Annotated in this window: 28 protein-coding genes and 1 tRNA gene; 8 read left to right on the plus strand and 21 right to left on the minus strand. The window is 52.4% G+C overall.

The window, feature by feature from the left end:
• Positions 1-22: 22 nt before the first annotated feature.
• From porD to DZC79_RS11085, 4 genes are read right to left on the minus strand one after another with little or no spacing between them, the layout of a single operon-like run.
• The gene (gene porD, locus DZC79_RS11070; protein ID WP_118951650.1) at positions 23-937 is read right to left on the minus strand and encodes a type IX secretion system protein PorD; all 915 of its coding nucleotides are present in this window, start codon (positions 935-937) and stop codon (positions 23-25) included.
• The gene (coaBC, locus tag DZC79_RS11075) at positions 930-2,150 is read right to left on the minus strand and encodes a bifunctional phosphopantothenoylcysteine decarboxylase/phosphopantothenate--cysteine ligase CoaBC (protein ID WP_118951651.1); all 1,221 of its coding nucleotides are present in this window, start codon (positions 2,148-2,150) and stop codon (positions 930-932) included. The genes porD and coaBC overlap by 8 nt, the downstream gene beginning before the upstream one ends.
• Positions 2,151-2,210: 60 nt before the next feature.
• The gene (locus tag DZC79_RS11080; RefSeq protein WP_118951652.1) at positions 2,211-2,543 is read right to left on the minus strand and encodes a DNA-directed RNA polymerase subunit omega; all 333 of its coding nucleotides are present in this window, start codon (positions 2,541-2,543) and stop codon (positions 2,211-2,213) included.
• Positions 2,530-3,345: an outer membrane protein assembly factor BamD gene (locus tag DZC79_RS11085; RefSeq protein ID WP_118951653.1), complete on the minus strand. Its 816-nt coding sequence runs from the start codon at positions 3,343-3,345 to the stop codon at positions 2,530-2,532. Before DZC79_RS11085 ends, DZC79_RS11080 begins: the two co-directional genes overlap by 14 nt.
• Positions 3,346-3,526: 181 nt before the next feature.
• Between DZC79_RS11085 and DZC79_RS11090 the strand changes: the two genes are divergently transcribed.
• Both DZC79_RS11090 and DZC79_RS11100 read left to right on the plus strand, forming a co-directional pair.
• A tRNA-Leu gene (locus tag DZC79_RS11090) sits at positions 3,527-3,611 on the plus strand.
• An 863-nt stretch (positions 3,612-4,474) separates the two neighbouring features.
• Positions 4,475-4,771 carry a class I lanthipeptide gene (locus DZC79_RS11100; RefSeq protein WP_118951655.1) on the plus strand — a complete coding sequence of 99 codons (297 nt, stop codon included), beginning with the start codon at positions 4,475-4,477 and terminating at the stop codon, positions 4,769-4,771.
• Positions 4,772-5,094: 323 nt separating this feature from the next.
• Here the strand turns inward: DZC79_RS11100 and DZC79_RS21205 are convergent, their stop codons facing one another.
• The 4 genes from DZC79_RS21205 to DZC79_RS11115 form a co-directional block, all read right to left on the minus strand.
• Complete coding sequence (locus DZC79_RS21205) at positions 5,095-5,337, minus strand: hypothetical protein (RefSeq protein WP_157977075.1); 243 nt, start codon at positions 5,335-5,337, stop codon at positions 5,095-5,097.
• 166 nt (positions 5,338-5,503) lie between these two features.
• Positions 5,504-5,743, minus strand: coding sequence for a class I lanthipeptide (locus DZC79_RS11110; protein ID WP_118951657.1), 240 nt, complete (start codon positions 5,741-5,743; stop codon positions 5,504-5,506).
• Positions 5,744-5,753: 10 nt separating this feature from the next.
• The gene (locus tag DZC79_RS21210; protein WP_157977076.1) at positions 5,754-6,038 is read right to left on the minus strand and encodes a class I lanthipeptide; all 285 of its coding nucleotides are present in this window, start codon (positions 6,036-6,038) and stop codon (positions 5,754-5,756) included.
• Positions 6,039-6,103: 65 nt separating this feature from the next.
• On the minus strand, positions 6,104-6,583 hold the full coding sequence (locus tag DZC79_RS11115; protein WP_118951658.1) for an NUDIX domain-containing protein: 480 nt from the start codon (positions 6,581-6,583) through the stop codon (positions 6,104-6,106).
• 100 nt (positions 6,584-6,683) lie between these two features.
• Between DZC79_RS11115 and DZC79_RS11120 the strand changes: the two genes are divergently transcribed.
• Positions 6,684-9,743, plus strand: a complete 3,060-nt coding sequence (locus tag DZC79_RS11120) for a sensor histidine kinase (protein ID WP_118951659.1) — start codon at positions 6,684-6,686, stop codon at positions 9,741-9,743.
• A 10-nt stretch (positions 9,744-9,753) separates the two neighbouring features.
• Here DZC79_RS11120 and DZC79_RS11125 read toward each other — a convergent pair whose 3' ends face one another.
• Positions 9,754-10,131, minus strand: a complete 378-nt coding sequence (locus DZC79_RS11125; protein ID WP_157977077.1) for a hypothetical protein — start codon at positions 10,129-10,131, stop codon at positions 9,754-9,756.
• A 149-nt stretch (positions 10,132-10,280) separates the two neighbouring features.
• Between DZC79_RS11125 and DZC79_RS11130 the strand changes: the two genes are divergently transcribed.
• Entirely contained in the window at positions 10,281-10,922 is a 642-nt protein-coding gene (locus DZC79_RS11130; RefSeq protein ID WP_118951661.1) for a response regulator transcription factor, read from the plus strand.
• 19 nt (positions 10,923-10,941) lie between these two features.
• On the opposite strand, the gene hemL is transcribed toward DZC79_RS11130, so the two are convergent.
• Genes hemL through hemA form a run of 8 tightly spaced genes read right to left on the minus strand, consistent with a single transcriptional unit; the run spans position 10,942 to position 18,432 of the window.
• On the minus strand, positions 10,942-12,234 hold the full coding sequence (gene hemL / locus DZC79_RS11135) for a glutamate-1-semialdehyde 2,1-aminomutase (protein ID WP_118951662.1): 1,293 nt from the start codon (positions 12,232-12,234) through the stop codon (positions 10,942-10,944).
• Between the two features lie 49 nt (positions 12,235-12,283).
• Complete coding sequence (locus tag DZC79_RS11140; protein WP_118951663.1) at positions 12,284-12,571, minus strand: YciI family protein; 288 nt, start codon at positions 12,569-12,571, stop codon at positions 12,284-12,286.
• A 3-nt stretch (positions 12,572-12,574) separates the two neighbouring features.
• Positions 12,575-13,552, minus strand: a complete 978-nt coding sequence (hemB, locus tag DZC79_RS11145) for a porphobilinogen synthase (protein WP_118951664.1) — start codon at positions 13,550-13,552, stop codon at positions 12,575-12,577.
• A gap of 17 nt (positions 13,553-13,569) precedes the next feature.
• The gene (hemF, locus tag DZC79_RS11150; protein WP_232831814.1) at positions 13,570-14,514 is read right to left on the minus strand and encodes an oxygen-dependent coproporphyrinogen oxidase; all 945 of its coding nucleotides are present in this window, start codon (positions 14,512-14,514) and stop codon (positions 13,570-13,572) included.
• Positions 14,507-15,541: a uroporphyrinogen decarboxylase gene (gene hemE, locus DZC79_RS11155; protein ID WP_118951665.1), complete on the minus strand. Its 1,035-nt coding sequence runs from the start codon at positions 15,539-15,541 to the stop codon at positions 14,507-14,509. Before hemE ends, hemF begins: the two co-directional genes overlap by 8 nt.
• Positions 15,510-16,214, minus strand: coding sequence for a uroporphyrinogen-III synthase (locus DZC79_RS11160; protein WP_157977078.1), 705 nt, complete (start codon positions 16,212-16,214; stop codon positions 15,510-15,512). The genes hemE and DZC79_RS11160 overlap by 32 nt, the downstream gene beginning before the upstream one ends.
• 33 nt (positions 16,215-16,247) lie before the next feature.
• Positions 16,248-17,186: a hydroxymethylbilane synthase gene (gene hemC, locus DZC79_RS11165; protein ID WP_118951667.1), complete on the minus strand. Its 939-nt coding sequence runs from the start codon at positions 17,184-17,186 to the stop codon at positions 16,248-16,250.
• 31 nt (positions 17,187-17,217) lie between these two features.
• Positions 17,218-18,432, minus strand: a complete 1,215-nt coding sequence (gene hemA / locus DZC79_RS11170; protein WP_118951668.1) for a glutamyl-tRNA reductase — start codon at positions 18,430-18,432, stop codon at positions 17,218-17,220.
• Positions 18,433-18,613: 181 nt separating this feature from the next.
• Between hemA and hemH the strand changes: the two genes are divergently transcribed.
• Positions 18,614-19,636 carry a ferrochelatase gene (gene hemH / locus DZC79_RS11175; protein WP_118951669.1) on the plus strand — a complete coding sequence of 341 codons (1,023 nt, stop codon included), beginning with the start codon at positions 18,614-18,616 and terminating at the stop codon, positions 19,634-19,636.
• A 34-nt stretch (positions 19,637-19,670) separates the two neighbouring features.
• Positions 19,671-20,213, plus strand: a complete 543-nt coding sequence (locus DZC79_RS11180) for a CopD family protein (RefSeq protein WP_118951670.1) — start codon at positions 19,671-19,673, stop codon at positions 20,211-20,213.
• Position 20,214: 1 nt separating this feature from the next.
• On the opposite strand, the gene DZC79_RS11185 is transcribed toward DZC79_RS11180, so the two are convergent.
• Entirely contained in the window at positions 20,215-21,498 is a 1,284-nt protein-coding gene (locus tag DZC79_RS11185; RefSeq protein ID WP_118951671.1) for an MFS transporter, read from the minus strand.
• Positions 21,499-21,744: 246 nt separating this feature from the next.
• Here DZC79_RS11185 and DZC79_RS11190 point away from each other — a divergent pair, with 246 nt between their 5' ends.
• Positions 21,745-22,167 carry a DUF983 domain-containing protein gene (locus DZC79_RS11190; RefSeq protein WP_157977079.1) on the plus strand — a complete coding sequence of 141 codons (423 nt, stop codon included), beginning with the start codon at positions 21,745-21,747 and terminating at the stop codon, positions 22,165-22,167.
• 49 nt (positions 22,168-22,216) lie between these two features.
• Here the strand turns inward: DZC79_RS11190 and DZC79_RS11195 are convergent, their stop codons facing one another.
• The 3 genes from DZC79_RS11195 to DZC79_RS11205 form a co-directional block, all read right to left on the minus strand.
• On the minus strand, positions 22,217-23,236 hold the full coding sequence (locus tag DZC79_RS11195) for a cytochrome d ubiquinol oxidase subunit II (protein ID WP_118951673.1): 1,020 nt from the start codon (positions 23,234-23,236) through the stop codon (positions 22,217-22,219).
• Between the two features lie 3 nt (positions 23,237-23,239).
• Positions 23,240-24,568, minus strand: coding sequence for a cytochrome ubiquinol oxidase subunit I (locus DZC79_RS11200; protein ID WP_118951674.1), 1,329 nt, complete (start codon positions 24,566-24,568; stop codon positions 23,240-23,242).
• Positions 24,569-24,721: 153 nt separating this feature from the next.
• Positions 24,722-25,294, minus strand: coding sequence for a DUF1543 domain-containing protein (locus tag DZC79_RS11205; RefSeq protein ID WP_118951675.1), 573 nt, complete (start codon positions 25,292-25,294; stop codon positions 24,722-24,724).
• 114 nt (positions 25,295-25,408) lie between these two features.
• On the opposite strand from DZC79_RS11205, the gene DZC79_RS11210 reads away from it, so the two are divergent.
• Positions 25,409-26,014 carry a YceI family protein gene (locus tag DZC79_RS11210; protein ID WP_118951676.1) on the plus strand — a complete coding sequence of 202 codons (606 nt, stop codon included), beginning with the start codon at positions 25,409-25,411 and terminating at the stop codon, positions 26,012-26,014.
• Positions 26,015-26,145: the final 131 nt, after the last annotated feature.

Consider the following 26,145-nt stretch of genomic DNA (forward strand, 5'->3'; position numbering starts at 1 on the left):
GGGAGAAAATGGGTAAGGGATCTTATTTTATTCCGCGGTAACGGGCAGTATTGGGGACATCCATCTTGCTCAGCTGGTCGATATAATCCTTCCGGTCGGCCACAGGCGTCTGCATCAGCGTATTGGCAAATTCATTCGATTTGGCGTTGAAGAAAAACTGCATCAGCACAGAAGTGGGATTGTCGTTGTTGATTTTGGTCAGCACGGGAATGCTTTCCAGGATAGTTTTGCGGCCTTCCTCCGGCTTGCTGCTCAGCAGGTCGAGCCCCTTGCGGTGATAGCTATAATAAAGCGGGCGAAAGGCGTCGAAGCGGGGATTAAGGATCTGGTCAATCAGCCAATAGCGGTTGCGGTTGTTCTCCGCCGCCTTCCAGCCTTTGATCAGCTTATCTTCAGGAGCGTTGTTCACTACGTTCTGTGCCTTTTTAAAGTAATCGCTTCCACCCCTGGGCGCAAAGGAATCGTAATCGAAGCCCAGCATCAGGTAAACATAGTAAGCGAAGATCGCGGTAAGGTTGGAGCCCAGCGCATCGTTGCCGGCTACACGATTGTCATCAAACTGCAGGTTCTGGCTTTCATCGAAACGGAACACAACGTCGCGGTCGATATAGTTTACCAGCGGTGAATTGTATCCCGAGTTGAATACCGGCCTTGAAGATTGTATGTTGAGGGTTGCTTTGTAAGTATTGTCGCCTGGCGCCTTTTCCGTAACGTTCAGCAGGAAACTGCAATCGATCTTTTCTGCGGGCCTGAAATTATCATTCGTCCATTTACGGTTGTTGATAAACTCGTTCAGCGAGCGTTTCAGCGTTTGAAAAACTTTAGGATCGACGTTCTGCACCCTTTCGAAGGAAACATCCAGCTTACAGTTCAGCTCCTGCGCAAACAGGCGGCCGGCCGATACCATTAAAATAAAAATACAAATTAAGCTACGCATCCTTTTTCTTTATAGAAGACAATATGCAATCTACAATACTTTTGGCAATTCCGTCTTTGGACTGCAGGGGAAGGGCCAGCGTATCGCCGTTGCGCCGCAATATCTGCACCTTATTCGTATCGTGCCCGAAACCCGCACCCTCTTCCCTTAGGGAATTCAGCACGATCATATCTACATTCTTACGTTCCAGCTTCTGCAGGGCATGCTCCAGCTCGTTCTGGGTTTCCAGCGCAAAGCCTACCACAATTTGCCGTTTGGTTTTCTGCCGGCCCAGGTGTGCCAGGATATCCGGATTCTTCACCAGGGTAAGCTCCAGGCTCTCCTCCTGCCCTTTCTTTATTTTTTCCCCGGCCTTTTCCTTCGGCCGGAAATCAGCTACCGCCGCAGACAGCACGGCAATATCCACCGAGGGGAAAATGCCGTTGCAGGCGTCGTACATTTCCTGTGCGCTCACCACGCGATGCACGTTAATGAGCGGATGCGAAACCTGCTCCGAGCTGGGGCCCAGCACCAGGTCGACGGCAATACCCTTGGCCGCCAGCGCACGGGAAACGGCAATGCCCATTTTGCCGGTAGAGAAGTTACCAATAAAACGTACGGGATCGAGCGCTTCGTATGTGGGACCGGCGGTGACCAGCGCTTTCAGCTGGGCATAGGCCGGATCGGCGTGCTGCGCTTCAAAGAAATTTTCCAGGTATTGCAGTATCGCTTCCGGCTCGGCCATACGCCCGGCGCCTACAATACCGCTCGCCAGCTCGCCATGTTCTACCGGGAGTATCTGGTGGCCATAAGACTCCAGCGCGACCAGGTTGGCCTTGGTTGCGGGATGCAGCCACATATCCTCATCCATAGCGGGCGCCAGCAGTACAGGACAGGCCGCGGACAGGTATACAGCCATAACCATATTGTCGCAGATCCCGTGCGCCATCCTGGCCAGAGAATTGGCGCTGCAGGGCGCTACCAGCAATACATCGGCCCAGCGCCCCAGATGGACGTGATTATTCCAATGGGCGCCGTTGCTCACCGAGGTGAAAACCTCCTTACGGGAAACGGTAGCCAGGGCCAGCGGACTGACGAAGTCGGCGGCTGCAGCGGTAAGCACCACCTGCACTTCAGCGCCGGCCTTAACCAATAAACGCACTAATTGCGGCGTTTTATACGCCGCAATGCTACCTGTAATGGCTAAAATGATTTTCTTGCCTTGTAAAGACATCGGTAAAAGGATTGATACATCAGCGAATAACGAAACCACCCGGGTCCGGCTTTCAGCTATTTATTCCTCCTCCTCTTTTTTGCGATAGTAGATCTTATCGGTCATAAATTCGCCCAGCGCCTGCAGGGAAGGATTGGCCATGCGCTCATAGAACCTGGAGATCTCGATCTGCTCTTTGTTCTCGTGCACTTCTTCCAGCGTATCGGTATGATTGGCAAAATCGTCGAGCTTGCGGTGCAGCTCTTCCTTCAGGTTGATATTGATCTGGTTGGCACGCTTGGAAGCCACCACAATGCTCTCATAGATATTACCGGTCTTCGCTTTGATAGCGGCGATATCGCGTGTTTCAATCAGCGGGTTCAGCGAAGAAACCAGTTTTTTATTTGTGCTCATTACGTAATTGTTTAATATTATTCTGGGACAAAGTATAATATTTTTCCGCTTCCTTGAGGTAGCCGGAATTGGGCGTGTACTCTTTCAGCTCGTTGTAAGCGTTCACCGCTTCGGCAAAACGTTCTTCCTGCTTTTCCTTGTAGCTGGAACGCGCGTATTCATAAAACGATTTGATCACCATCAGCTGGTAAAAATCCAGGGCTTTCGACTCCGGGTAGGTCTGTATCAGCGATTTATAGGCTACCGAAGCAGCTTTATACTGGCCAATGTTGTAATAAAGCTTAGCAGCATTGGCATCCTTTTTCTCGATCTTGGCCCGGCAGATATCGATGTAATTGTTGGCCTCCGTAAGATTTTTGGAGCCGGGATGGGTATTGATATAAGTTTGCAGCGCATCGATCGCTTTATAAGTGCTGCCCTGGTCCAGGGAAAATTTGGGTGAAAGCTTATACATGCAGGTCGCATACATAAACTCGCACTCATCGGCCCTGGTGCTCTTAGGGAAAGCTTCAACAAAGTTCTTGAACTGGTAGGATGCGCTCAGGTAATCTTCCTGGTAATAGAACGAATAGCAATAACGGTAGTACAGCTCTTCATAGTTCTTGGTTCCCCTGAAAGCCGGCATCAGCGACTCGTAAAGCTCGTTTGCCTTAAAGTATTTCTTTTGATCATAATACTGGTTGGCCACAGTGAGCTTGTAATTCACATCTTTGCTGGACAGCAGCTTTTCATGGGCGCTTTTGCAGGAAGAACTCAGCAAAAGCGTGATCAATGGAATAAACAGGAACGAAAATTTCCGCATAAGAAACGCAAAAGTACGTATTTATTTTGACAATCAGACAATGGAGTATTAACGCAGCCGGCCCCCGAATAGTATATTGCAGGGGCGGATAAGGTCCCGGTGAGGCGATTTTATTTTTCTTCAAAAAAAGAGAAAAATAATTGGGAAATGATAAAAAAAGCTGCACCTTTGCAGCCCTCATGCGGCGGTGGCGAAACTGGTAGACGCACTACTTTGAGGTGGTAGCGCCTGTCATGGGCGTGGGAGTTCGAATCTCCTCTGCCGCACACAAAAAGGATTGTTCAGCAATGAGCGATCCTTTTCTTTTATAGTTAACACCTTACGCTCAGTCACCATTCAGGCAGCCGGTGCTCCATACGGCTACATGATAACAAGGGATCAAGCGGAAAAGTTGGTGGACTGGGAAAAAGAATCAAGCGTGAAAGTTGGGGGATACAATATAGGTGTGTTCCTGATGAAAATCCGGAGCATCAGTTCAGAACCCAGAGGATGGAACGCTTCAGTGCTTATGGGTGAGCTTGTACTGCAGCTGTACGGCCAGGCCGGTCGGGACGCGTAGCGACCTGAACGGCGGCTGGATGTATATTCTTAGCAACCCTGGTTTTGCTCCTACGGAGCAATTTATGTTTGTTCCTATTGGCGCTACAAACGTTCGGCTCCTACGGAGCCCTATATCGCGGATAGCTATAGGATCACCTGTAAACCTTCCCGATTCTATGGGACCGGGAAAGTTTGAGTATAAGCAGTATGGGCCGGACTGCGCTATCTTGTCCTTTTGTAATGATTGAAGCCCTCATAGTCTCCTTCCCGTACACCTCTTGTAATCCCCAGATTTTCCGCTTGATCCATAACAAGCTCATCACTAGTCATTTGGGCCTATCAACGTATTTGTCCTGATAGACATAACGCCAATCCGGCTCTTTTTTCCAAACGTTGCAAGGGATTAGTAACCATTAATACCAGCAACCCGGAACAGGGTTATGCTGCTATTACGCCATTCATGAAGCAATGCCGCAGGGTTATGTATTGCTGCTTTCTGCACTGCCCTGAAATCTTTTTCTTCGTTAAACAGCCGGTATGATTACGCACCGGTTATTCTCATTTTTCAACGTTAAACAAGCGACAAGCTATGAAAAAGAAGCACCTGAATCTTGAAAGAAAATTAATGCTGCACAAAGAAAAAATTGCATCCCTGAACCAGGAGCAGCAAGGACTTATTGCCGGCGGTGCCACCATTACCCTTTTTTGCTGCGGCACACTGACCTGTCCGGTAAACAGCGCCCCCTGCGATTGTATCGAAACGATCGGCTGTCCTACGGAAAGGAATTGCCCGGTCACCAACGATCCTGCCAATACGAACTGCCAGGGAACCATATCCGCGCCGGTCTGCTGCGTTCCCGGCTCGGGTACACCAGCATGTAACTAAGGCGGGCTCAGCATTGCGCCACGCCAACTGCTATTCATTTTCTGCAACAGTACATTAAAGCTACAGAGGGACGCCCTTATCCAAAAAAGAGAGACCTTACGGGGTCTCTCCTTGTATATATCCGGTTACGGATAACCGGGAGGTTGAACCGGTTTCCTGGATCCAGGAGAGACCGGCAGTTAGGTATACAGCATTCATCTGTAAAGTACGTATCGGGGAAAAGCGGCAATGCGGGAATGCTTTACGCGTTGCCTATTCAAATGTACATTTCCCTTATAGAAACCCGGCTTATTCCGGATGAACTTTTCATTAAGCCCGGCGGCTCAGGCTTCCTTTTCCACGATCAGCTCGTAGATCGCGCGGCAGACGTTGACCTTACCGCTCTGCTGCCAGCCCTGAAGGTGTTTTTTCAGCAGGTCGGCGGTGTACTCATAGAAGGTATCCTTGATCTGGTGCGGCTCCCAGGAAGCGATCATCTGAACGCAGGTTTCCGGTAAGGCGACAGTAGGAACGCCTTTATTCCGGATAAAATTGCCATAAACGCGGAAAGCGGATCTTGTTTGCATAGCCTTTTTGATTTGAACAGGCACAAAATTCAAGCATGGATACGCCAAAACATGGCGCAGCCTCCGCCGGCCCTGAGTTTTTTTTAAAAACCTGCTTAAACGATCAAAGATGCCTGCAATAAAGAAGCCGTTCTTCAGGAACGGCTTCTTGTCTGTATGCTGCAGGTTAGTAGCAAAGGTTTTCCGTTTTCTCATTCAAGAGGGTGCGGATACAGTTAACGCAGCTGTTCTCCGCCGGCTGCGAAGCCGGGCAATTGTAAGCCATCGTTATGGGAGGAGTGGGACATTGGCAGCTTTCGGTAGCCTGCCCTCCGGCCAATGCTGCCAGCTGCGGCCTTACCAGCGCGGCTATTGGCTCCTTGCGCAGCAGGAGCTTAGGCCCCAGGTGAAGTGTTTTCTTTTTCATAGCTGTTCATTTAACCGGTTGGACAATTGCAGGAGTCACTTATAGGACAATTACTCGTTTCGGGCGGGCATCCCCAGGTAACCGCGCACTGGTCGTTGCAGATAGAGATGGTTTGACAACCGTCCGTTAATATCGGACAATTCAGCGTAGCCGGTGGACAATTAACGGTAGCGGGAGGACAACCGACCGTAATGGGCGCACCGCCGATGAACTGCGCTTGCCGTGCGCTCAACAGGGCAATAGTCTCTTTATTGAGCTTTAATTTACGGCTAAAGTTCAAATGTGCTTTTTTCATAAATAATGGATTTTTGGTTTACCCAAAGGTAGCAGGCAGCACTGCATTTTACCTGCAGTCGGCATTTAGTCCCGGTTATGCCTTTTTTGCCCGGCGGTCAGCAGGATCAGCTCATCAATAAAAGCCTGCTGCCGCTCATTGATCCTGGCACGGGCCTCCGCTTCCGTAAACCAGCCTGCCTTATCGATCTCGGGCCAGGCTTTCTTCTTACCCGAACGGGGAGGCCATTCTATTTCGAAAAGGTTGCTCACGATCGTTGCAGGATCGAGCATGCCTTCCACGGCCCAGCAATGCACGGTCTTCCCACCCCTCTGCACTACCGGGCTCAGCGCAAGCGCTTCGCCTGCCGGCTTGTGCCCTGTTTCCTCCTCAAACTCCCGGAATGCTGCTTCCCGCAAACTTTCTCCGGGCATGGGTTCACCCTTCGGTATCGTCCACCAGCCGGCATCCTTACGCGTAAAATAAGGACCGCCGGGGTGTACCAGGAAAAGGTGCAGCCGGCCCTGCGCATATCGGTAAAGCAATATTCCTGCGCTTTGCTTCATATAAGTTATGTTGACATAAAGGTACGATACCCGAGGCCCTTTATATCTTTTTCGCCTCCTGCTGCCGCATTGGATTTCTTTCACCATATTTGCATTACCAATGAACCGTCGCCTTATTCTTTTCCTGCTCCCCTTATGGTCGCTGGTCGCTTGTACTTTATCCTTTGCAGGAGATGGCCGGGATTATTATATCATCCGCCACCTTAACGGCGACAACGGGCTACCTCAGAACAGCATCAAAAGCATAGCGCCGGACGCCAACGGCTTCATCTGGCTGGCTACGGAAAGTGCGCTCGTACGCTACGACGGCCGTAAGGTCAAAGTCTACAATAAAGGCAACATCAACCTCTGGTCCAGCCGCTTTGTGTTTATCATGGGGAGTGCGCAGCCCGGTTTGTTGTATGCGATAACCGATCTGTGGCAGGTAGCAGAGATCCGCAACAGCCAGGTCAGACCCAGCGCCGTTCCCATATCGGCCATACGACAGCCCTTCTGGCCCAGGAACAGATTCACGCGCGGCAAGGTCGAAGACTTTGCCTTTTATCACCAGGAACACGAGGCCGGCGACGATTCCATACAGTTCTTTATCAATAACCGGCAGAAGGCCGTGCTGTACCAGGATAACAGCCTTCAATGGGACCGGGCCGGCGGGCCGCGCTACCCGCTCGGATTCGCTGCCGTCCCCACCCGCTTTTTCATCTGCAACAACCGCTTCTATTACCTCAAAGACCTCTCCGCAAACGGCCTTCTGGTACTTGCTCCCGAAGGAATAAGCCCGGGCAGCTGGACCAGCGACGGCGGTATAAACAATCGCCTGCCGGTCAGGCTGTACCTGAACGATGTTACCCGCCAGGCCTTCCTGCTGAATGGCAGCCGCCTTTATCTCATTGAGCCGGGGCAAGGCAAGGCGCTTCATTTCCGGCTGTTGCTACAGGAACCGCTGCTGCAGGAAACCGGCGTACGTTCTCTTTACTATAACGAAAAAGCAGATCGTATTTATATTGGGACGGCCATCTCGGGCCTGTATATCTTCCAGCACCGGCAGTTTACGGCAAAGGTTGCACCGGTCGATAATCAGATGAAAAACGTTTTTTATGGCCAGATGCTCTGGGACGACACCAGCATCGTTACCGGCAAAGGCTATATCTTCTTCCATCACAAGCCCGTGCAATATGTCGAGCACATAGGACAGCATGCCGATCAGTTCGGCTCTGCCATCCAGCGGTACCGCGACGGTACGATATTCACCGGCGATATCCGCAACCTCTTCCGGCTAAGCGCAGACGGGCAAAAGCTGCTTTCCAGCTGGCCTATGGTCTCTCCTTTCCTTATTTACCAGGGGCTCGGCGGTGTCCTTTGGCTGGGCACCGCGGGGGGCGGTATCTACAGCCTCTACCCCGACAGCAGCAACGCCGCACCCCGGCAGGTAGCGCCGCTCAACGAATTTATCACCTGTATCCAGCAAACCAATGAGGACACGTTATGGGTGGGCACCACGTTCAACCTCTACCAGCTCAACCTGAAAACGAAAGCCTGGGATACGGTAATGCCTCTCAGGTATAAATCGATCCGAAGCCTTTACTTTTCAGACCCGGCGACGCTTTGGATCACCACCTACGAAGATGGGCTTTTCCTCTGGCGGAAAGGGAAAGTGCTGCATATGCCTATGGACCGTAACAACTATCTGAAGAACGCTCATTGCATTATGGAAGACCCGAAACATTTTTTCTGGATCTCTACCAATAACGGGCTTTTCCAGGTAGCCAAGGCAGACCTGCTCCGCTATGCGGACAACCAGCAGGCAACGGTCTATTACCATCATTATACCAAAGAGCAGGGCTTTAATACGAATGAGTTTAACGGCGGTGGATGTATTCCCTGCGCCCTGCGCTTCGAGGGAGGCGGCAGCTTCTCTTTCCCCTCGCTGAACGGCCTGGTATGGTTCCGCCCCGAAAAGGTAAAGCCGGTGTTGCCCTCGAACCCGATTATTGTTGACGGGGTGCAGATCGATGGCACAGACCAGCCCATTGCAGATACCCTGTACCCCGGCAATACGTCCAGCCGTATCAATCTTTGGCTCGCGACAGCATTCGAAGGGAATGCCGATAACCTCAGCATGGAATACCTGATCGAAGGGCCGGATACAAAGCAGAAGATATGGAATCCCCTGATCAATGATTTCATCTCCTTCAACAGTCCCCGTTCGGGCTTGTTCCTGATCACGATACGCAAGCAAAGCGGCTTCGGTAAGGATAATTATACTTATAAGCAGGTGCTGATCGTAGTGCCTAAGGCATTCTGGGAAACATGGTGGTTTATTCTGCTGCTGATCCTGGGTACGGTCGCAGCGATACTGGCCCTCATCAAAGCGAGGGTATCCTGGCTCGAAAAACAGAACAAGGAACTGGAACATACGATCTCCTTAAGAACAAAAGAGCTGCGCGATGCTATAGGCCTGCTGCAAACTACACAGGAAGACCTCAGCAAGGAAGTAAAGTTCCAGCAAAGGCTGAATGCCAGCATCACACACGACATCAAAACCCCGATACAATACCTCACGCTTTCGCTCAAATACCTCGCACAGAAAAAAATGCGCCAGGAAGATCCCGATGCACCGGATATCCGGGACATCTACGAGGCCTCAGCCCATATCTCCCATTTCACCCATTCGCTTACCGGCTACATTAAAGTAAGGTTGGGGATCGGCGAGCCGGACAAGGCCGTGCTGCACGATATTGCCGCACAAAAGATCGTTATGTTCTCTGACGCCGCAGCGAAAGCGCATATTACATTGAACAATCATATCCCCGAAACGCTGCAGCTGGTCACCCATGCCGCGCTGATCGATCTTATCCTGCACAACCTTATCGACAATGCGATCAAGCATAGCTATTCCGGTACCGTTACGCTATCGGCGCAGCAGCAGCCCGATCACATTGCTTTGTCGGTGGAAGATACAGGCAAGGGTATGTCTGCCGGGCAGGTAAGCCTGCTGAACCGCTTTCTGAATGAAAAGGAGGCAGGTCCCGGGGGCGCCGCAATAGGCCTGGGCTATTTCACCATAGCCGATACCATGGCATTGCTGAAAGGACGTATCAGCGTGAGCAGCAATGAAGGCAAAGGAACGCGGATCGATATCCTGCTACCTATCACCTTGTAGACAGGCGCAGCTAAGCTTCTGCATTCCTGATATAATTGTAACCCTGTTCCAAAGATAGTTCCAGCAGCTTATCCAGCTCCCGCAATACATCTGGCGTCACCTCCGGAACTACAAAAGAGAAACGGCCGTCCCAGCATTGCCGTAATACAGGAGAAAGAATATGAACGATACCGGGGTTTTTCAGCAGGCCCTGCACCCGCAGCACAGCGCCCTCTTTCCGTCGTTCCACCGCGGCAAAGAAACAGGACTGGTTGGCAAACCGGAATTCCAGGTAGCAGCAATCACAGGTATTGACAACCATTTCCGTACGGCTCTCATAAGTGGCCAGCAGTCGCCTTAGCGGCTCGTAAGCAGTATCGGAAGCAGCTCCGGGAAAGATTGAGGTCATATTAAAGATCGGACGCCCCTTGTTAAGGGCGGGCATCTTTCACAAATTTTAGAACATTTCCCGAACTCCGCTGTAGTAAAACGGCTACAATGTATATTGTGGCACAAATTTTGCCATTTAAAGCATAACCGATAAAACCAATAGATACGATGAAAATTGTCATCGCCGATGATCATAACATCATCCGGTACGGCACGAGGATGCTCATCCAGGAAGCCATACCCGAAGCTGTGATCAGCGAATGCGCGGATTTTGATAGCCTGATCGCCCTGCTGAAAAAGGAAAAAGCGGACCTGCTGCTTTGCGATGTAAAAATGCCCGGAGGCAATAATTTTAAGATTATCGAAGTGATCCGCTTCTACAATCCCGATATCCGGATTCTTATTTTCTCCGCATTGAAAGAGGAGAACTACGCCCTGCGCTACCTTTCCGTTGGCGCCAATGGCTATATACAAAAAGACCGCAATGAGCAGGAACTGCTCACTGCGATCCATGAGGTGATGCAAAAAGGAAGATACCTGAGCAGAGCGCTTTCGGATCTGCTTGTCGACGATGTGCTTTCGCAGCGGAAGACCAATGTGGTCAATCCCCTGAACCAGCTGTCCCATCGGGAACTGGAGATCGCCAACCTCTTGCTGCAGGGTATGAGCCTGAGCGAGATCGCCGCCATGCTGCACATCCAGCTTTCTACGGTAAGCACTTATAAGTCGAGGCTCTACGACAAGCTCAAAGTGACCCAGTTGGTCGACCTGATGCAGATCTTTTCCCAATATAACGAAGGCGCAGAATAAAACACCTATACAAAAAAGATTAAGCGCTTAACAGCTCAGCCATGGCTTCTTTCAGCGCGGCAATCGTCTGGTCCAGCTCGGCTTTTTCCAGCGCATTGCTGATAAACCAGGTTTCGAAAGCAGATGGCGGCAGGTAGATGCCGCGGCGCAACATAGCATGGAACAAGCGGTTGAAGAAAGCATTATCTGATGCTGCCGCCGATGCAAAATCAGTTACCGGCTGGTCGCTGAAGTGAATGCTGATCATACTGCCCAACTGGTTGATCCGGTAGGGCTTGCCCGACAAGCTTAAGGCTTCGTCCAATCCTTGCTTCAGGTAAAGCGTCTTCTCCTCAAGCTCGCTGTAGATCTCGTTCCGCTCCTGCAGCGCTTTCAATAAAGTGTATCCTGCGATCATCGCAATGGGATTGCCGCTCAGGGTACCGGCTTGGTACACCTTTCCCAGCGGTGCGATATGCTGCATGATCTCTTTTTTTCCGCCGAATGCGCCTACCGGCATACCCGCTCCGATCACTTTCCCATAGGTTACGAGGTCGGCATCAACAGACAGGCGCTCCTGCGCACCTCCAGGCGCCAGGCGAAAGCCCGTCATTACCTCATCAAAGATCAATACGATACCTTCTTCGGTACAGATGCGGCGCAAACCTTCCAGGAAGCCTTCTGCTGGCGGTATACAACCCATATTGCCGGCCACAGGCTCGATAATGATCGCTGCGACCTGGTCTTTATGATGGGTTACCAGCTCCTGTACTGCGCCGAGGTCGTTATAGGCGCAGGTCAGGGTATCGTTGGCCACACCGGCGGTAACACCAGGTACCTTCTGTATGTTGAACGTGGCCAGCCCGCTGCCGGCCTTGACCAGGAAGCTGTCGGCATGGCCGTGATAGCAGCCTTCAAACTTGATGAACTTGTTGCGACCAGTATAGCCACGTGCCAGGCGCAAAGCGCTCATACAAGCCTCGGTACCGCTGTTCACCATCCGCACCAGGTCTATATTGGGGGCCATGCTTTTGATCAGTTCGGCCATATCGATCTCCAGTGCCGTGGGTGCGCCGAACGAAGTGGAGTCTTTTACCTTTTCCTGTATGGCTTTTACTACGGGTTCCCAGGCATGCCCCAGGATCATGGGGCCCCAGGAGTTGATATAGTCGATATACTGATTCCCATCGACATCGTACAGCCATGCGCCTTTGGCGCCGCGGATGAAGACAGGATCGCCGCCTACACTTTTAAAAGCCCTCACCGGCGAGTTTACGCCTCCCGGTATGCTTTGCTGCGCCCGTTCGAAAAGCGCTCTGCTGGATTCGTACATAGTTGTTGCGAAGGTGCTGTTGCAAGCCCCCGTTTTAGTGGTTATTCATTTAAGCAAGACGATCGCCGGCATCAGCGGCTTTCCTGCTTGCTGTAAATTCTGTAATGGTGTATTGTGCCAGACCGGCCTGCTGAAAGGGATCTCTCTGCAGAAAAATCTCCAGGCCTGCCTTATCCGCCGTCTGCGCCAGGATAATACCGCCGGTACGCGGCACCTTTCTTCCCGATGCGATAAAGTAGCCGAGCGCATAGCCTTCGTCAAGAAAAGCAGCATGCTCCTCCATGACGGCATCTATGGCATCCAGCGGCGCCGTATAATGCAGGTCTACAATAAACATAGGTCAGGCATTGAGCAGCATGGCTGCATCTTTGGCAAAATAAGTGGCGATGAGGTCGGCTCCCGCCCGTTTAATCGAGGTGAGACTTTCCAGTATGGCTTTATCTTCCTGCAGCCAACCCATTTGCGCCGCAGCCTTGATCATGGCATATTCACCGCTCACATGATAGGCGCTTACCGGCACCGTAACGGCATCGCGTACTTCCCTGATGATATCCAGGTAAGCCATTGCAGGCTTAATCATCACAATATCTGCGCCTTCCTCGATATCCATCAGGGTTTCCTTAACAGCCTCTCTGCGGTTGGCATAATCCATCTGGTAAGTCTTCTTATCGCCGAAGCCGGGCGCGCTGTCCAGCGCATCGCGGAAGGGTCCGTAAAAGCAGGAAGCATACTTGGCGCTATAGCTCATAATACCGGTACGGGTATAAGTATGCTGCTCCAGGCCTTGCCGTATTGCACCGATGCGGCCATCCATCATATCGCTGGGCGCTACAAAGTCGGCGCCGGCCTCTGCATGGCTCAGGCTCATCTTCACCAACGCTTCGACCGTTTCATCATTCACGATCTGCCCGTCCTGCACAATACCGTCATGCCCGTATTCCGAATAGGGATCCAGGGCAACATCGGTCATCACGATCATTTCCGGAAGCGCGTCCTTCAGGGCTTTAACGGCGCGCTGCATCAGCCCGTCCTTATTCCAGGCTTCTTTACCCGTGTTATCCTTCAGTTCGTCTTCGCACTTGATGAACAGCAGCACGCATTTAACGCCCAGGCTCCAGAGCACTTTCGCTTCTTCGATCGTAAGATCTATGGAGCGACGATAATAGCCCTGCATGGAGGGTATCTCTTGGCTGTAGCCGCTGCCTTCGTCTATAAACAAAGGCGCGATAAAGTCGGCTGGCGTCAATACGGTTTCAGCGACGATGCTGCGTAGTGCAGCATGGCTGCGCAATATGCGGTTTCTTCTTTGCAGGTACATGCTTTATTTTTTTCGTGCTACACCCAATCCACCGGGTGGCGGCACACAGTCAACAATTGTTCTTCAGGGCTGCCCGGCGCCGGCCGGTGATCGTATTCAAAACGGACCGTAGGCGGCAGGCTCATCAGTATACTTTCTGTGCGACCATCCGTCTTCAATCCGAACAGCGTGCCCCGGTCGTGAACCAGGTTAAATTCCACATAGCGCCCCCGACGGATCTCCTGCCAGTACTTATGTTCCGGCAACCAGGCAGTGTCTTTTCTTTTTGCCGCTATAGGGATATAAGCCGGGATAAACTGGTTGCCGTTGGCCTGCTGAAAGGCAAACAAGCGTTCCCAATCCGCATCGTCAGCAGGCCGCAGGTGCTCATAAAAAACACCGCCGATGCCCCGGCATTCATCGCCGCGATGCTTGTTCACAAAATAACGGTCACATTCTTTTTTATATTGAGCATACAACCCGGCGCCGAAGGAATCCATCGCCGCTTTAAGCATGCGGTGGAAGTGACGGGCATCTTCTTCAAACAAATAATAGGGCGTAAGATCGCAGCCCCCGCCAAACCAGCTGTCGGACAGCTGACCGTCTTCCGTATAAATCTCGAAATAACGCCAGTTGGCATGCACCGTGGGTACAAAAGGGTTGAGCGGATGCAGCACCAGGCTAAGCCCGCAGGCAAACCAGGTATGCCCTTCCATATGCAGGGCTTTGCGCATGGTATCGGTAACAGCGCCGAACACAACAGATGTGTTGACACCGCCTTTTTCAAACACCTTCCCCCCGGCGATGACGCGGGTCTTCCCGCCGCCGCCGGTTCCTTCGGCACGTTGCCAGCGGTCTTCCCGGAAACGGGCAAGGCCATCGGTTTCTTCTACCGCTGCGCAGATCTCATCCTGCAAATCGTGGATATAAGCCACCCAGCGGTCGCGCCGGCTGCTGTCGGGAAACATTACAGGATTATCCATGTGCTTTAAAGTCAAAATTCTTTACCGTATCGACAAAGGCACGGGCATGATCCACCGGCACATTGGGCAGAATGCCGTGTCCCAGGTTGGCGATGTACCGTTGCGGTCCAAAATCGCGCAGCATCTGTCGCACCTCTTTCTCTATTACCGGGACCGGCGACAATAATTTGGCGGGGTCAAAATTGCCTTGCAGCGTAACAGCAGGACCAGCCAGCTGCCGCGCTGTAGCTGCAGGCACGCACCAGTCGAGGCCCAGGCCCTGCGCCCCGGTAGCGGCCATAGCACCCAGCGCATGCCAGGCGCCTTTGGCAAAGACAACCACAGGCGCTTCGTCTTTCACCGCAGCAACAATCTGCCGCATGTATTGCAAAGATAAATGTTCAAAATCGGCAGGGCCCAGCAGACCGCCCCAGCTGTCGAACAGCTGCACGGCATCGGCGCCAGCCCGGATCTGTGCTTTCAGGTATGCAATCGTTGTGTCCGTGATCATCTGCAGCAAGCGATGCGCCAGCTCAGGCTGTGTATAGCAGAAGGCTTTCGCTTCGTCGAAAGTTTTGCTGCCTTTGCCCTGTACCATGTAGCAGAGCAGGGTCCAGGGTGCACCGGCAAAGCCGATCAACGGCACCCTGTCGTTCAGCTCCTGCTTGATGAGGCTTATCGCATCGAATACATAATGCAGACGGTCCTGCACGTCGGGAACGGTTATCCGCTGCAGGTCGCCTTCGTTCCGGATGGGATCGGGCAATACCGGTCCTTTGTTTTCGATCAGCTGCACTTCCAGGCCCATGGCCTGGGGCACTACCAGGATATCGGAAAACAGGATCGCTGCATCTACACCGATAATATCCACGGGCTGCAAAGTAATGGCGCAGGCCAGCTCGGGCGTCTGGCACCGTTCAAAAAAACCATAACGATTGCGGAGCGCAATATATTCGGGCAGGTAGCGGCCCGCCTGGCGCATCATCCAGACCGGAACCCGGTCAACAGGTTCTCCTTTAAGCGCTTTCAGCAGGAGGTCGTTCTTCATATTTCCAGTAGTCGGTCACGGCATCGATCATCGCTTCTGCGGTGGGTTGCAATACCGGTATGACCTTATTTTTTGTTTCGTTTCTGATACTTGCAGCAGTCGTTTTCCCGATAGCGAACAGCACCGCCCGTTCCGGCGGCATGTTCAGCGAAAAGTAGCTCCGCACTGCGCTGGGACTGAAAAACAGGATCGCATCATAAGGCTTGGATACCTTATGTGCCGTTTCGCTGGTCTCATATACGACCAGCTCCTCTAAAGTGTAGCCAGCCTCCCGTAGCGCATGCGGCAGATGCTCCAGGCGTTGGTTGCCACAAAAGAAAACGAGTGTTCTGTCTTCTCCTGTCGCGGCGATCGCTTCCGCAAGGGTATGAGCATCGCCGGCAACAGCTGCAAGTGAAGCACCGGGCCAATGCTTCAGCACCGCTTCCTGTGTAGCGCCGTTAAGACAGGCTATCCGCCAGGACGGCAGCTCCGGGCACCAGCGACTCACCGCTTCCACGGCATAACGGCTGGTAAATACAGCAAGCAAAGGCTGTGCCGCCCTATCTCTGATCTGCTGCTCCAGGCCCGGGCTTTCACATAGGCGGACTGCAATAAAAGGGAGCTCATCGATCGTCCATCCCAGCTGCCGTACTTTGTCTGTCAGACTGGCCGGGAGGGCCCTTGTGCTCAATATGGAGATCGCTGCAGGAATGGCTTTGCTTGTTTATGATTTATCTGCTCTGATCGCTTCTACGATCCGCGAAGCGCCTAGCGCCTTTATGGCTTCCGCAGCGAACAGACCTGCTTCCGCCGCGCTTTCCCCGGTATAGCCGGCACTATATTCCAGGCAATCTTTGCCGTCGGGCGAGAGTATGTTTCCTTTAAACTGAAGCTGGTTGCCCTGCCACTGCGCCAGGGCGCTTATCGGCGTAGAGCAGCCACCCATCAGCGCCGCCAGGAAGTCCCGCTCCGCCCTGACACAGCTTGCTGTCGCTTCATCATTCAGCACCGCGCATTGCGCGTTGATCATTTCATCTTTTTCCCTGCAAACCACCATGATCGCTCCTTGTGCCGGTGCAGGCAGCATCCAGTCCAGGTCTATCCTGTTCGGGAGCACCATCTTCATGCGCTCCAGGCCGGCCGCCGCGAAGATCGCGCCGTCCCAGGGATTATCCTGCAGCTTCTGCATGCGGGTCTGCACATTGCCTCTCAGGCTTTCTATACGGTGCCCGGGATAGCGATGCAGCCATTGGGCTTTGCGGCGTATGGATCCTGTTGCGATCACCGCGGGAAAAGAGACACCGCTCATCAGCTGCAGCTTCGCCTGCTCGTCTTTTGCGACCAGGATATCTTTATAGCTGCCCCTTTGCAGCACCGCAGCCTGCACGATACCGGCAGCCAGCTGCGTGGGTACATCCTTCATCGAATGCACCGCAATATCGATACGATCGCTCAGCAGGTAAGCATCCAGGGTTTTGGTAAATACCCCTTCGACGCCCATGGCATAAAGCGGTGTGACCAGGTCAAGGTCGCCTTCGCTCTTTACGGGAACGAGGATACAGGCTATGCCCTGCTGCTCCAGCTGCGTTTTTACCTGCGCCGCCTGCCACAGGGCGAGCTTGCTGTCGCGGGTCCCGATACGGATCGAAGAGGAAGAATTCATATTGTTCAGAGGCCGGATGGCTAAGCTTTGGCTAAGCCACCGTTTGCTTCAGGTAGTGGTGAATGGTTTCGATATAATTGCAGCCCGGGCGTTGCTCTTCCGTGCGCATTTTTTTGGCCATCGTGTTCAGCGCTTTCTGCACGGCCTGCTTGTCATCATCCTGCAGGCGGGCATCTGCGAGCTGTGTATTCAATGCATGCAGCTTTTCCTTCACGGCCTTCAGCACCGGCACATGCTGCTGCATCAGGTACCACTCGGCAAATTCATGAATATGGCAGGTAATCAGCTCTTTGGCCTTCGGCACTTCTGCCTGGCGCTTACGCAGGGTCTCGTCGCTGATGCGGGAAAGGTCGTCCACATTGGCCAGCACAATGCCCTTATACTGCTGCACATCAGCGTTGATATTATTGGGAATGGACAGATCGATCAATATCTTCTCATCGCCTTCCTGCAGGTCGGCGACAGTGATCAATGGCGTAGCTGCTGCTGTAGCCACAATAATGATATCGCTCTTGCGGATATACCCGGACAAGGCTTCAAGAGGTGCGGCACGCAGGCCCAGCTCTTCCGCCAGCAGCCTTGCTTTTTCTTCCGTCCGGTTAATCAGCGTGATCTGGTCTTTGCCGGCCAGTGCTGCCAGGTTGCGGCAAGCGGTCTGCCCTATCTCTCCCGAACCCAAAATAAGGATCTGCTTATGATCGAAGCTTTTGATATGGTTGCGGATAAACTGCACCGCAGCGAAAGCCACAGATACGGTACCACCGCTCAGCTGGGTACCGCTCCGGATCGAGCGGCTGGATTGCAATACCGTGTTAAACAAGCGGTCAAGAAAGCTGTTGGTACAGCCGCGGTCCCTGGCAAAAGCATAAGCCTGCTTCATCTGGCCCACGATCTCGTAATCGCCCAGTATCTGCGAATCCAGACCTGCCGCCACATTGAAGATATGATTGAGGGCTTCGTTCCCGTTGCGGATATAAGCCTGCTCTTTAAAGGTGTCTGCCCCGCCTTCGGTATGGCGGCAAAGCAGATCGATCAATTGACCCGGCTGCGCTGCAAAGCCATAGACTTCTGTACGGTTACAGGTAGATAAAACAAAAAGAGCGGAAACACCGAAGTGTTCCGCGTCCGTTAAAATTGCTTCGTAGCGGCGCTCGTTAATGGCGTAGCTCCCGCGCAGCGCAGTGTCTGCTTTACGATAGTTGATGCCGATCACCCAAAAGTCCGCCGCTGATGTTAAGCCTTCCAAGTAAAGTCCCTTTTGTCGTTTTTTTCCATTGCAAAAGTACCACAGAAGGTCAATGGTTGGCAAGCTCGTTTGTCATAGAAATGTCATTTCAGGAGGATTTAACCAAATTTAGAAGTATCCCTGCCCTGTGTGGCCGGCATGAGCGTTACCTTCGCGACCATATTACAATTTCTCCTGCTTTATGGCCTCCGCAAAAGCGCTTCTGCTGATCAACCTGGGTTCGCCGGATTCTACCGACCCCAAAGATGTGCAGCGTTACCTGAACGAATTCCTGATGGACAGTAATGTGCTGGATTTTCCTTTCCTGTTCCGTTATCCTCTTGTCCATTGGATCATCACTCCCTTTCGCGCACCTAAATCAGCGGAAGCCTACAGCCGGGTATGGCGCCCCGACGGCTCTCCTTTGATCGCGCTCAGCCGCCAGCTCGGCGATGCCGTACAGCAAAAGCTGGATTTCCCGGTCGCCCTGGCCATGCGCTATGGCTATCCCGATCCTAAAACAACGCTGGATCAATTGCTGGAAGCACATCCGGGTGTTAAGGAGCTGATCGTATTTCCCTTGTACCCGCACTATACCATGTCGAGCTACCGGACGGCGGTGGATCATATCAAAAAAATATACAAGCAGCATCGCTATCCTTTTACCCTGCGCTTCATCAGTCCTTTCTACAATGAGCCGGAGTATATTGCTGCTTTGTCGGAGAAGATCAGGCCTTACCTGGATCGTCCCTACGACAAGATATTGTTCAGCTATCACGGGCTGCCCGAGCGGCACATGCGTAAAGATGACCAGATGATCATGTCAACGCTGTCTGCAGGAAATAAGGCAGCAACCGGTTTCACCATGCCGCCTATTAATTACCAGAAGCAATGCCATGAGACTACCCGCATGGTGGTCGAATACCTGGGTCTGCAGGAAGGTACGTTCGAAACATCCTTCCAGTCGCGGCTGACCCAGGCAGGCAACGAATGGATAAAGCCTTATACAGCCGTAAGGCTGGAAGAGCTGCCTAAAGAGGGTGTACAGCGCCTGCTCGTCGTCTGCCCGGCATTTATCAACGATTGCCTGGAGACCCTGGAAGAAATCGCCATGGAAGGCAAACATGCTTTTGAAAACGCCGGCGGAACCGAGCTCACTTATATTCCCTGCCTCAACGACAGCCCCCAGTGGGTAGATACGATCGTTCGCTGGGTAGAAAAATGAATACTAACTTTATACGACCAAACGCCATCCTGCTATGAGCTTCCTTTATCTCAAAGCCCTGCATATCATCTTCATCGTGACCTGGTTTAGCGGCATGTTTTATATCGTGCGGCTGTTCATCTATAACCGTGAAGCGCAGGACAAGGAAGTGCCTGAAAGAATCGTGCTGCAAAAGCAGCTTTCCCTGATGAGCAAACGGCTCTGGTACGGCATCACCATACCTTCGGCCATCCTCACGCTCATCTTCGGACCGCTGGTACTGTGGAAAGGCAATTATCTCGACGACTTCGGAGCGCATACCTGGCTCCATATTAAATTATTGTTCGTACTGCTGCTCTACGCCTACTTCCTGAGCCTGCACCGTATTTTCCGGCAACAGCAGCAGGGCATCTTCCGTCATAACTCAAAGCAATTGCGCATCTGGAATGAAGTTGCCACCATCTTTCTTGTTGCCATCGTGATGCTGGCAACGGTAAAATCGGCCATGAGCTGGCTCTGGGGCCTGGCCGGCCTTATCCTGCTCGTGATCCTGCTGATGCTGGCGATCAGGTTGTACCGCAAGCTGCGCAAGGCCTGACCTAATCGTCCTCTATCTTCGACCGCTGCCTGGTATCGCTCATAAAAAGGTAGACCATAAGCGAGACAAAGATGCAGGCGGTGATGTACCAATAGTACAGTGTCTCGTGGCCGGCCTTCTTCATCCATAGCGCTATATATTCGGCAGAGCCGCCAAACAAGGCGACCGTTAAGGCATAAGGCAAACCTACACCCAGGGCCCGTACCTCCGCCGGGAACAGCTCGGCCTTTACCACGGCATTGATGCTGGTGTAGCCGCTGACAATCACCAAAGCTGCCAGCAGCAGGGCAAAAGCGTTCCATTGACCCGTCGTATGGCTTAGCGCGGTGAGCAAGGGTACCGTGCACAGTGTTCCCAGCACACCAAAGCCGATCAGTAAAGGCTTGCGCCCGATCTTATCAGAAAGCAGGCCGAAAAGCGGCTGCAGGCAGGCAAAAATAAACAGGGACAAAAAGGAAATGAGGGTAGATTGCTCCTTGCTCAGTTGTACGGTATTGACCAGAAACTTCTGCATGTAAGTGGTATAGGTATAGAAAGCCAGCGTGCCGCCTAAAGTCAGGCCGACTACCGTAAGCAAAGCCCTTGGATGTTTCATCAGCTCCCCGATCGTCCCTTTCTTCTCCTCTTGTTTTTGCTGCCGCTCGAAGGCATGCGTCTCGTCCAGGTTACGGCGAAGATATAGTGCAATCACTGAAAGCAAGGCGCCAAAGGCAAAAGGAATGCGCCATCCCCAGGACGACAGCTGCTCAGGCGTCAGCAAAACCTTCTGGAGCAGGAGCTGCAGGCCCAATGCGATCAGCTGTCCGCCAATGAGTGTAACATACTGGAAGCTGGAATAAAAGCCCCGCCGGTTACGGGAAGCCATTTCGCTAAGGTAAGTGGCCGAAACACCGTACTCACCGCCTACGCTCAGGCCCTGCAGCAGCCGGGCAGTCAGCAGCAATACCGGCGCCAGGATACCGATGGTGTCATAGGCCGGTGTGCAGGCGATGAGCAAAGAGCCCAGCGACATAAGGATCACCGACTGCAGCATCGACTGCTTGCGCCCCACCCTGTCGGCAATACGACCGAAAAGCCAGCCGCCCAACGGCCGCATCAGGAAGCCTAAGGCAAAAATGCCCGCTGTATTGAGCAGCTGCGCTGTGGGATTCCCATCGGGAAAGAAGGCGGCAGAGAAATAAATGGAGAAAGCCGAATAAGCATACCAGTCGTACCATTCCACCAGGTTACCGATAGAACCGCCGAATATGGCTTTCAGCCTGCGGGAGGATATTTTTTCCGTCAAGTTTAGATGTTAGATGTTAGATGTTAGATGTCAGATATTAGAACCAGGAGCCAAGATACAAGATATGAGATACAAGAGCCAAGAGTCAAGATATAAGAACCAAGAGTCAAGATACAAGAGCCGAGATGTAAATAATTGTAAGTATTTATTTTGGTTTTGATCTTTGGCTTTTGGAATTTGGAATTTGATTCCTGGTTCTTGACGCTGTCCTGACTTTTGACACTAATGTGTACCTTTGCACCGCTTATGTCATCCCGTTCCGTTTCCATGCTTAAGGGCTTGCTGGGCAGTAAGTGCCCCCGCTGCCGCCAGGGTGAGCTGTTTACCCAGACACACATCTTGCCGTTGAAGACCTGCCTGCGCATGCAGGAACATTGCTCGTGCTGCGGCCAGAAGATTAAGGTAGAGCAGAACTACGGCCAGGGCATGAACTTCGTATTCATCTTCATCATCTTCATCCTTACCCTCTGTGTTTACTGGCCTGTGTTCGGCATTTCCTACAAGGACAACAGCGTCTTTTATTACCTGGGTACCGCTACGATATTGTCGCTGATCCTGCAGCCCTGGCTGATGCGCTTTTCCAGGGTATTGTTCCTGTACCTGGTCATCGGCTACAAGAAAGAAGCCATTCAGCAGCACCGCGAAGGCATCAAAGATTCTATCTTATAGCAATTTAAGGGTTCTGAAGAATCGAAAGCGTCGGGTGCATTGCTGCGCTTTATTCCAATACCTGCTTATGGTTTTTCTTCTGAAAGGCATACATCAGGTAAAACAAGGCCGGCAGGATGAACACACTGCCCAGGATCAAAGCCCAGCCCAGCGCTTCGATGGTCTTCTGCTGCCCCTGCTCTTCGAGCAAAGAAAGATGGCGGCCATTTTTCAGCAAAACAATATCGGGATAGTGATGATACGTGGTCACCAACAGAATCATACAGACCTGGAAAGCGGCCAGCATGCGTAAAGGCTGCCTGCCGGGCCTGCGGAGCAGAATACGGAACAAGACCACAGACAAGGAGGCCAGCACTACCGCAGCGACACCCACCGGCTGCCCGAAAACCCAGCTCCAGAGCGGAATATGCTCATAAGCCGCGGCTGCAAATACCAGGATACCGCAGAGGATAGACAGGTTCTGAAAGACCTTTGATTTGATCCGGTATCGTGTTTTATCGCCCTCATCGGTTGCCTCGCCAATAAGGTAAACCGCTGCAAGAAAACCACAGATCGTCACGGTAAAGAAACCCACACTAACAGGAAACAGCTGTAGCCAGCCGGAAAGATAAGCGCCGGCAAAACTGGCAGCTTCGGTATCGATCTGCCCCGATACCGTGCTGCCCGCAATGATGCCCAGGAATAAAGGTGTAACGAAGCTGGAGTAGGTAAAGATGCGGCGGTACAGCACCTGCCAGTCGTCGACCACGGCATCGTAGTGGCGGAAAGTAAGCGCCGTGCCCCTGGCGATAATGCCCAGCAGCATCAGCAGCAGCGGGATATGCAAGTGTACCGACATGGTAGTATAGATGGCCGGGAAGCCGACGAAGAGGATTACGATGGCGATGATGAGCCACATATGATTGGCTTCCCATAGCGGCCCTATGGCTTTGTAAGCGGTATGCTGCGTTTTTTCCTTATTCTTTTCAGAAGTGAACAGCTCGATAATGCCGGCGCCGAAATCGGCCCCGCCCAGCAGGAGATACAGCAATATGGAAGTCCACAGGAAAGCAATAACGATATAGATCATGCCTCAGGATTTTGGAACGGGTAAAGGAACATCATAGAGCTTATCGACCATCTTTATCTGGCGGTAAAGCATAAAGACCACGATCACCGACAAAGAGAGGTAGATGAGCGTAAACAGCAGGAAAGAATAGCCGATACCCGGCATGGGCGTTACCGCATCGCGGGTACGCATCACCCCGTAGATGATCCAGGGCTGCCGCCCCACTTCAGTTACCGTCCAGCCGGCCTCCACGGCCATAAAACCCATAGGCGTGGCCAACACAAAGAGCTTCAGCAGCCAGCGCTTGTCGCGCCAGCGCTTCCTTTTCCAGATAATAAAGTAATAAAAAACCGAGATCGCGGCCATAAACACGCCCAGCCCGACCATGACCTGGAAAGCATAGTGGGTAACGGCCACGGGAGGATGGTCGGCCTCCGGGATCTGGTCAAGCCCTTTGACTACGGCATCGGGATCGTGATCGATCATCAGGCTCAGCAAAGCCGGCAGCTTCAGGGCATAGCGCACTTCTTTGCGCTCCTCATCGGGTATGCCGCCAATGATCAGCGGAGCGCGGCTTCCGGTATGGAAATGGGCTTCCATCGCGGCCAGCTTGGCAGGCTGCCTGCTGGCCACATCCCGCGCGGAAATATCGCCGCTGAGCGGCTGCAGCAGCGCAGCAATGGTAGCAAATGCAGCCGCAATGCGGAACGAAGCGGAATGGAAACGCACATTCTTTCCTTTTAAGATCATAAAGGCATGCACACCGGCGACGGCAAAGCCAGTCGCGACAAAAGCGGCCACCATCATGTGCAGGGCCTGCGAAAACCAGGCATCGTTGAACATGGCTTTTATCGGATCGATATCGCTGTATTGCCCGTTTCGGTAGGTAAAGCCTGCGGGGCTGTTCATCCAGGCATTGGCCGCCACCACCAGGATACCCGAGGCCAGCCCGCTGATACCCACCACAACACCGGTAAACCAATGGAACCATTTATTGAACTTATCCCAGCCATAGAGAAAGAACCCGAGCGCAATGGCTTCGATAAAAAAGGCGGTGCCTTCCAACGAAAAAGGCATCCCGAAAATAGGGCCGGCATGCTTCATAAATTCGGGCCAGAGCAGGCCCAGCTCAAAGGAGAGCACCGTGCCGGAAACCGCTCCTGTAGCGAAAAAGATGGCTACGCCTTTGCTCCAGGCACGGGTCACATTGCGGAAGACCACATCGCCGGTACGCAGCCAATAGTAGTGACTTATGGCCATAAAAAAAGGCATCACCATGCCTATACAAGAGAAAATAATATGGAACCCAAGGGACAATGCCATCTGGGACCGTGCCGCGAAGAAGTCATTCATAACGCCGGAGGATTAGCGTATTAAGAAATGTGGTGGAACAGGACGTTCAATCACCACTGCAAAGGTCCTGATTAAAGGCCGTAAAACCGCGAAAAGCAACGGCTTTTTTGACATAATTTATCTGCTCATATCAAGCCCTCCCGCCCGGAGCGCCTAAAGCTTATCCAGCTTGAAATACCCGATCTGCAAGGTATCTGCAGGCAGCTTATCCTCCTTTGGTCCTGCTACCACCCGGAACATTTCTTTATACCGGGCGTCCAGGATATCCTTTACCAGGTGTACGTCGTCGACATCCACACCATATTTATCATCGACATGCGACTCGGCGCCCTTAAACCCGGAATGTTTGTAAAACGCCGTTTTCTTTGCCTGCTGTATCGCCTTGCCCTGGTCCGCTGCAACAACCAACATTTTATAATGGTACTCTTCGAACTCTCCCGGCCGGTAGCCGCCCAGGTTGAGGAAGAATAGCTTCAAAGCAGCAGGTTCCAATGCTTCGGTAATGCCGTTGGCTGGCACGATCGTTATGTGGTGTCCGTCGACATGGGTCACTCTGCGCCAGGCATCGATATGCAGCCGGCCTTCCGCTTCGGGCCAGAACCGGAGCAGCTCCGGTACCAGGGCGCTCATGTTTGTGCCAATGCCGAAAAAAACATCATGCTGTTCGGTAAAGCGGCCGGGCGGTGTACAGCCTAAGATCGCCATATGCAGGTATAAAGGCTCCATAAGACAAAAATAAAGCTACGCTTCCATCTGCAGCGTTAAATTATTGCCCGAACAAAGCTTATTTTGTATTGTTCATTGCATACATAACATTCATCCTGCTAAACAATTTATCCGATGAAAAAAGCACTTTACCTAACTGCAATATTGCTGGCCGGCTTCTTCTTCATGGCTTTCCGGAGAGACGAGATCAAAGACAGCGGTTTATATAAGATCGACCAAAGCAAATCGGGCGTGACCTGGGAGGGCAAAAAAGTGATCGGCGGCCACAACGGCACGATACAGATCAAAGAAGGCTCCGTTAACTACAACGGCTACACGATCACTTCCGGTACCTTTACCATCGATATGAGCACTATTAAAAGCCTGGACCTCGAAGGGGAGAAAAAGACGAAGCTGGAACACCACCTGATGTCGCCCGACTTTTTCGACGCCGGCAAATATCCTTTGACCACCTTTAAGATCAAAAAGGTCGAACGCCGTACCGGCGACCAAGCCTGGGCCACCGGTATGCTGACGATTAAGGAGACCACGCGGGAAATCAGCTTCCCCATCACCATGAGCGCCGCTAAGGGCCGGCTGGACATCAATGCTAAAAACATCAAGGTCGACCGGACGAAATTCGGCGTGGTCTTTGCTTCCAGATCACTTAAAGCCTCGATAGGCGATAAAGCCATCGACGATGAGTTTACCATCGGCTTTTCCCTGGTGCTGATGAAGTAGCAAATATTGCGTGTGGCGCTTGGCATCTTCGTGAAAATAAAGAGATGCTTCGGTTGCTGCGCAGACCTCAGCATGACAATGGAATGTTTTTAGCTTTGTGCTAACGGTAGACTCCCTATTGTCATCCTGAT

The organism is Taibaiella helva, from assembly GCF_003545695.1.
Taxonomy (GTDB): Bacteria; Bacteroidota; Bacteroidia; order Chitinophagales; family Chitinophagaceae; genus Taibaiella; species Taibaiella helva.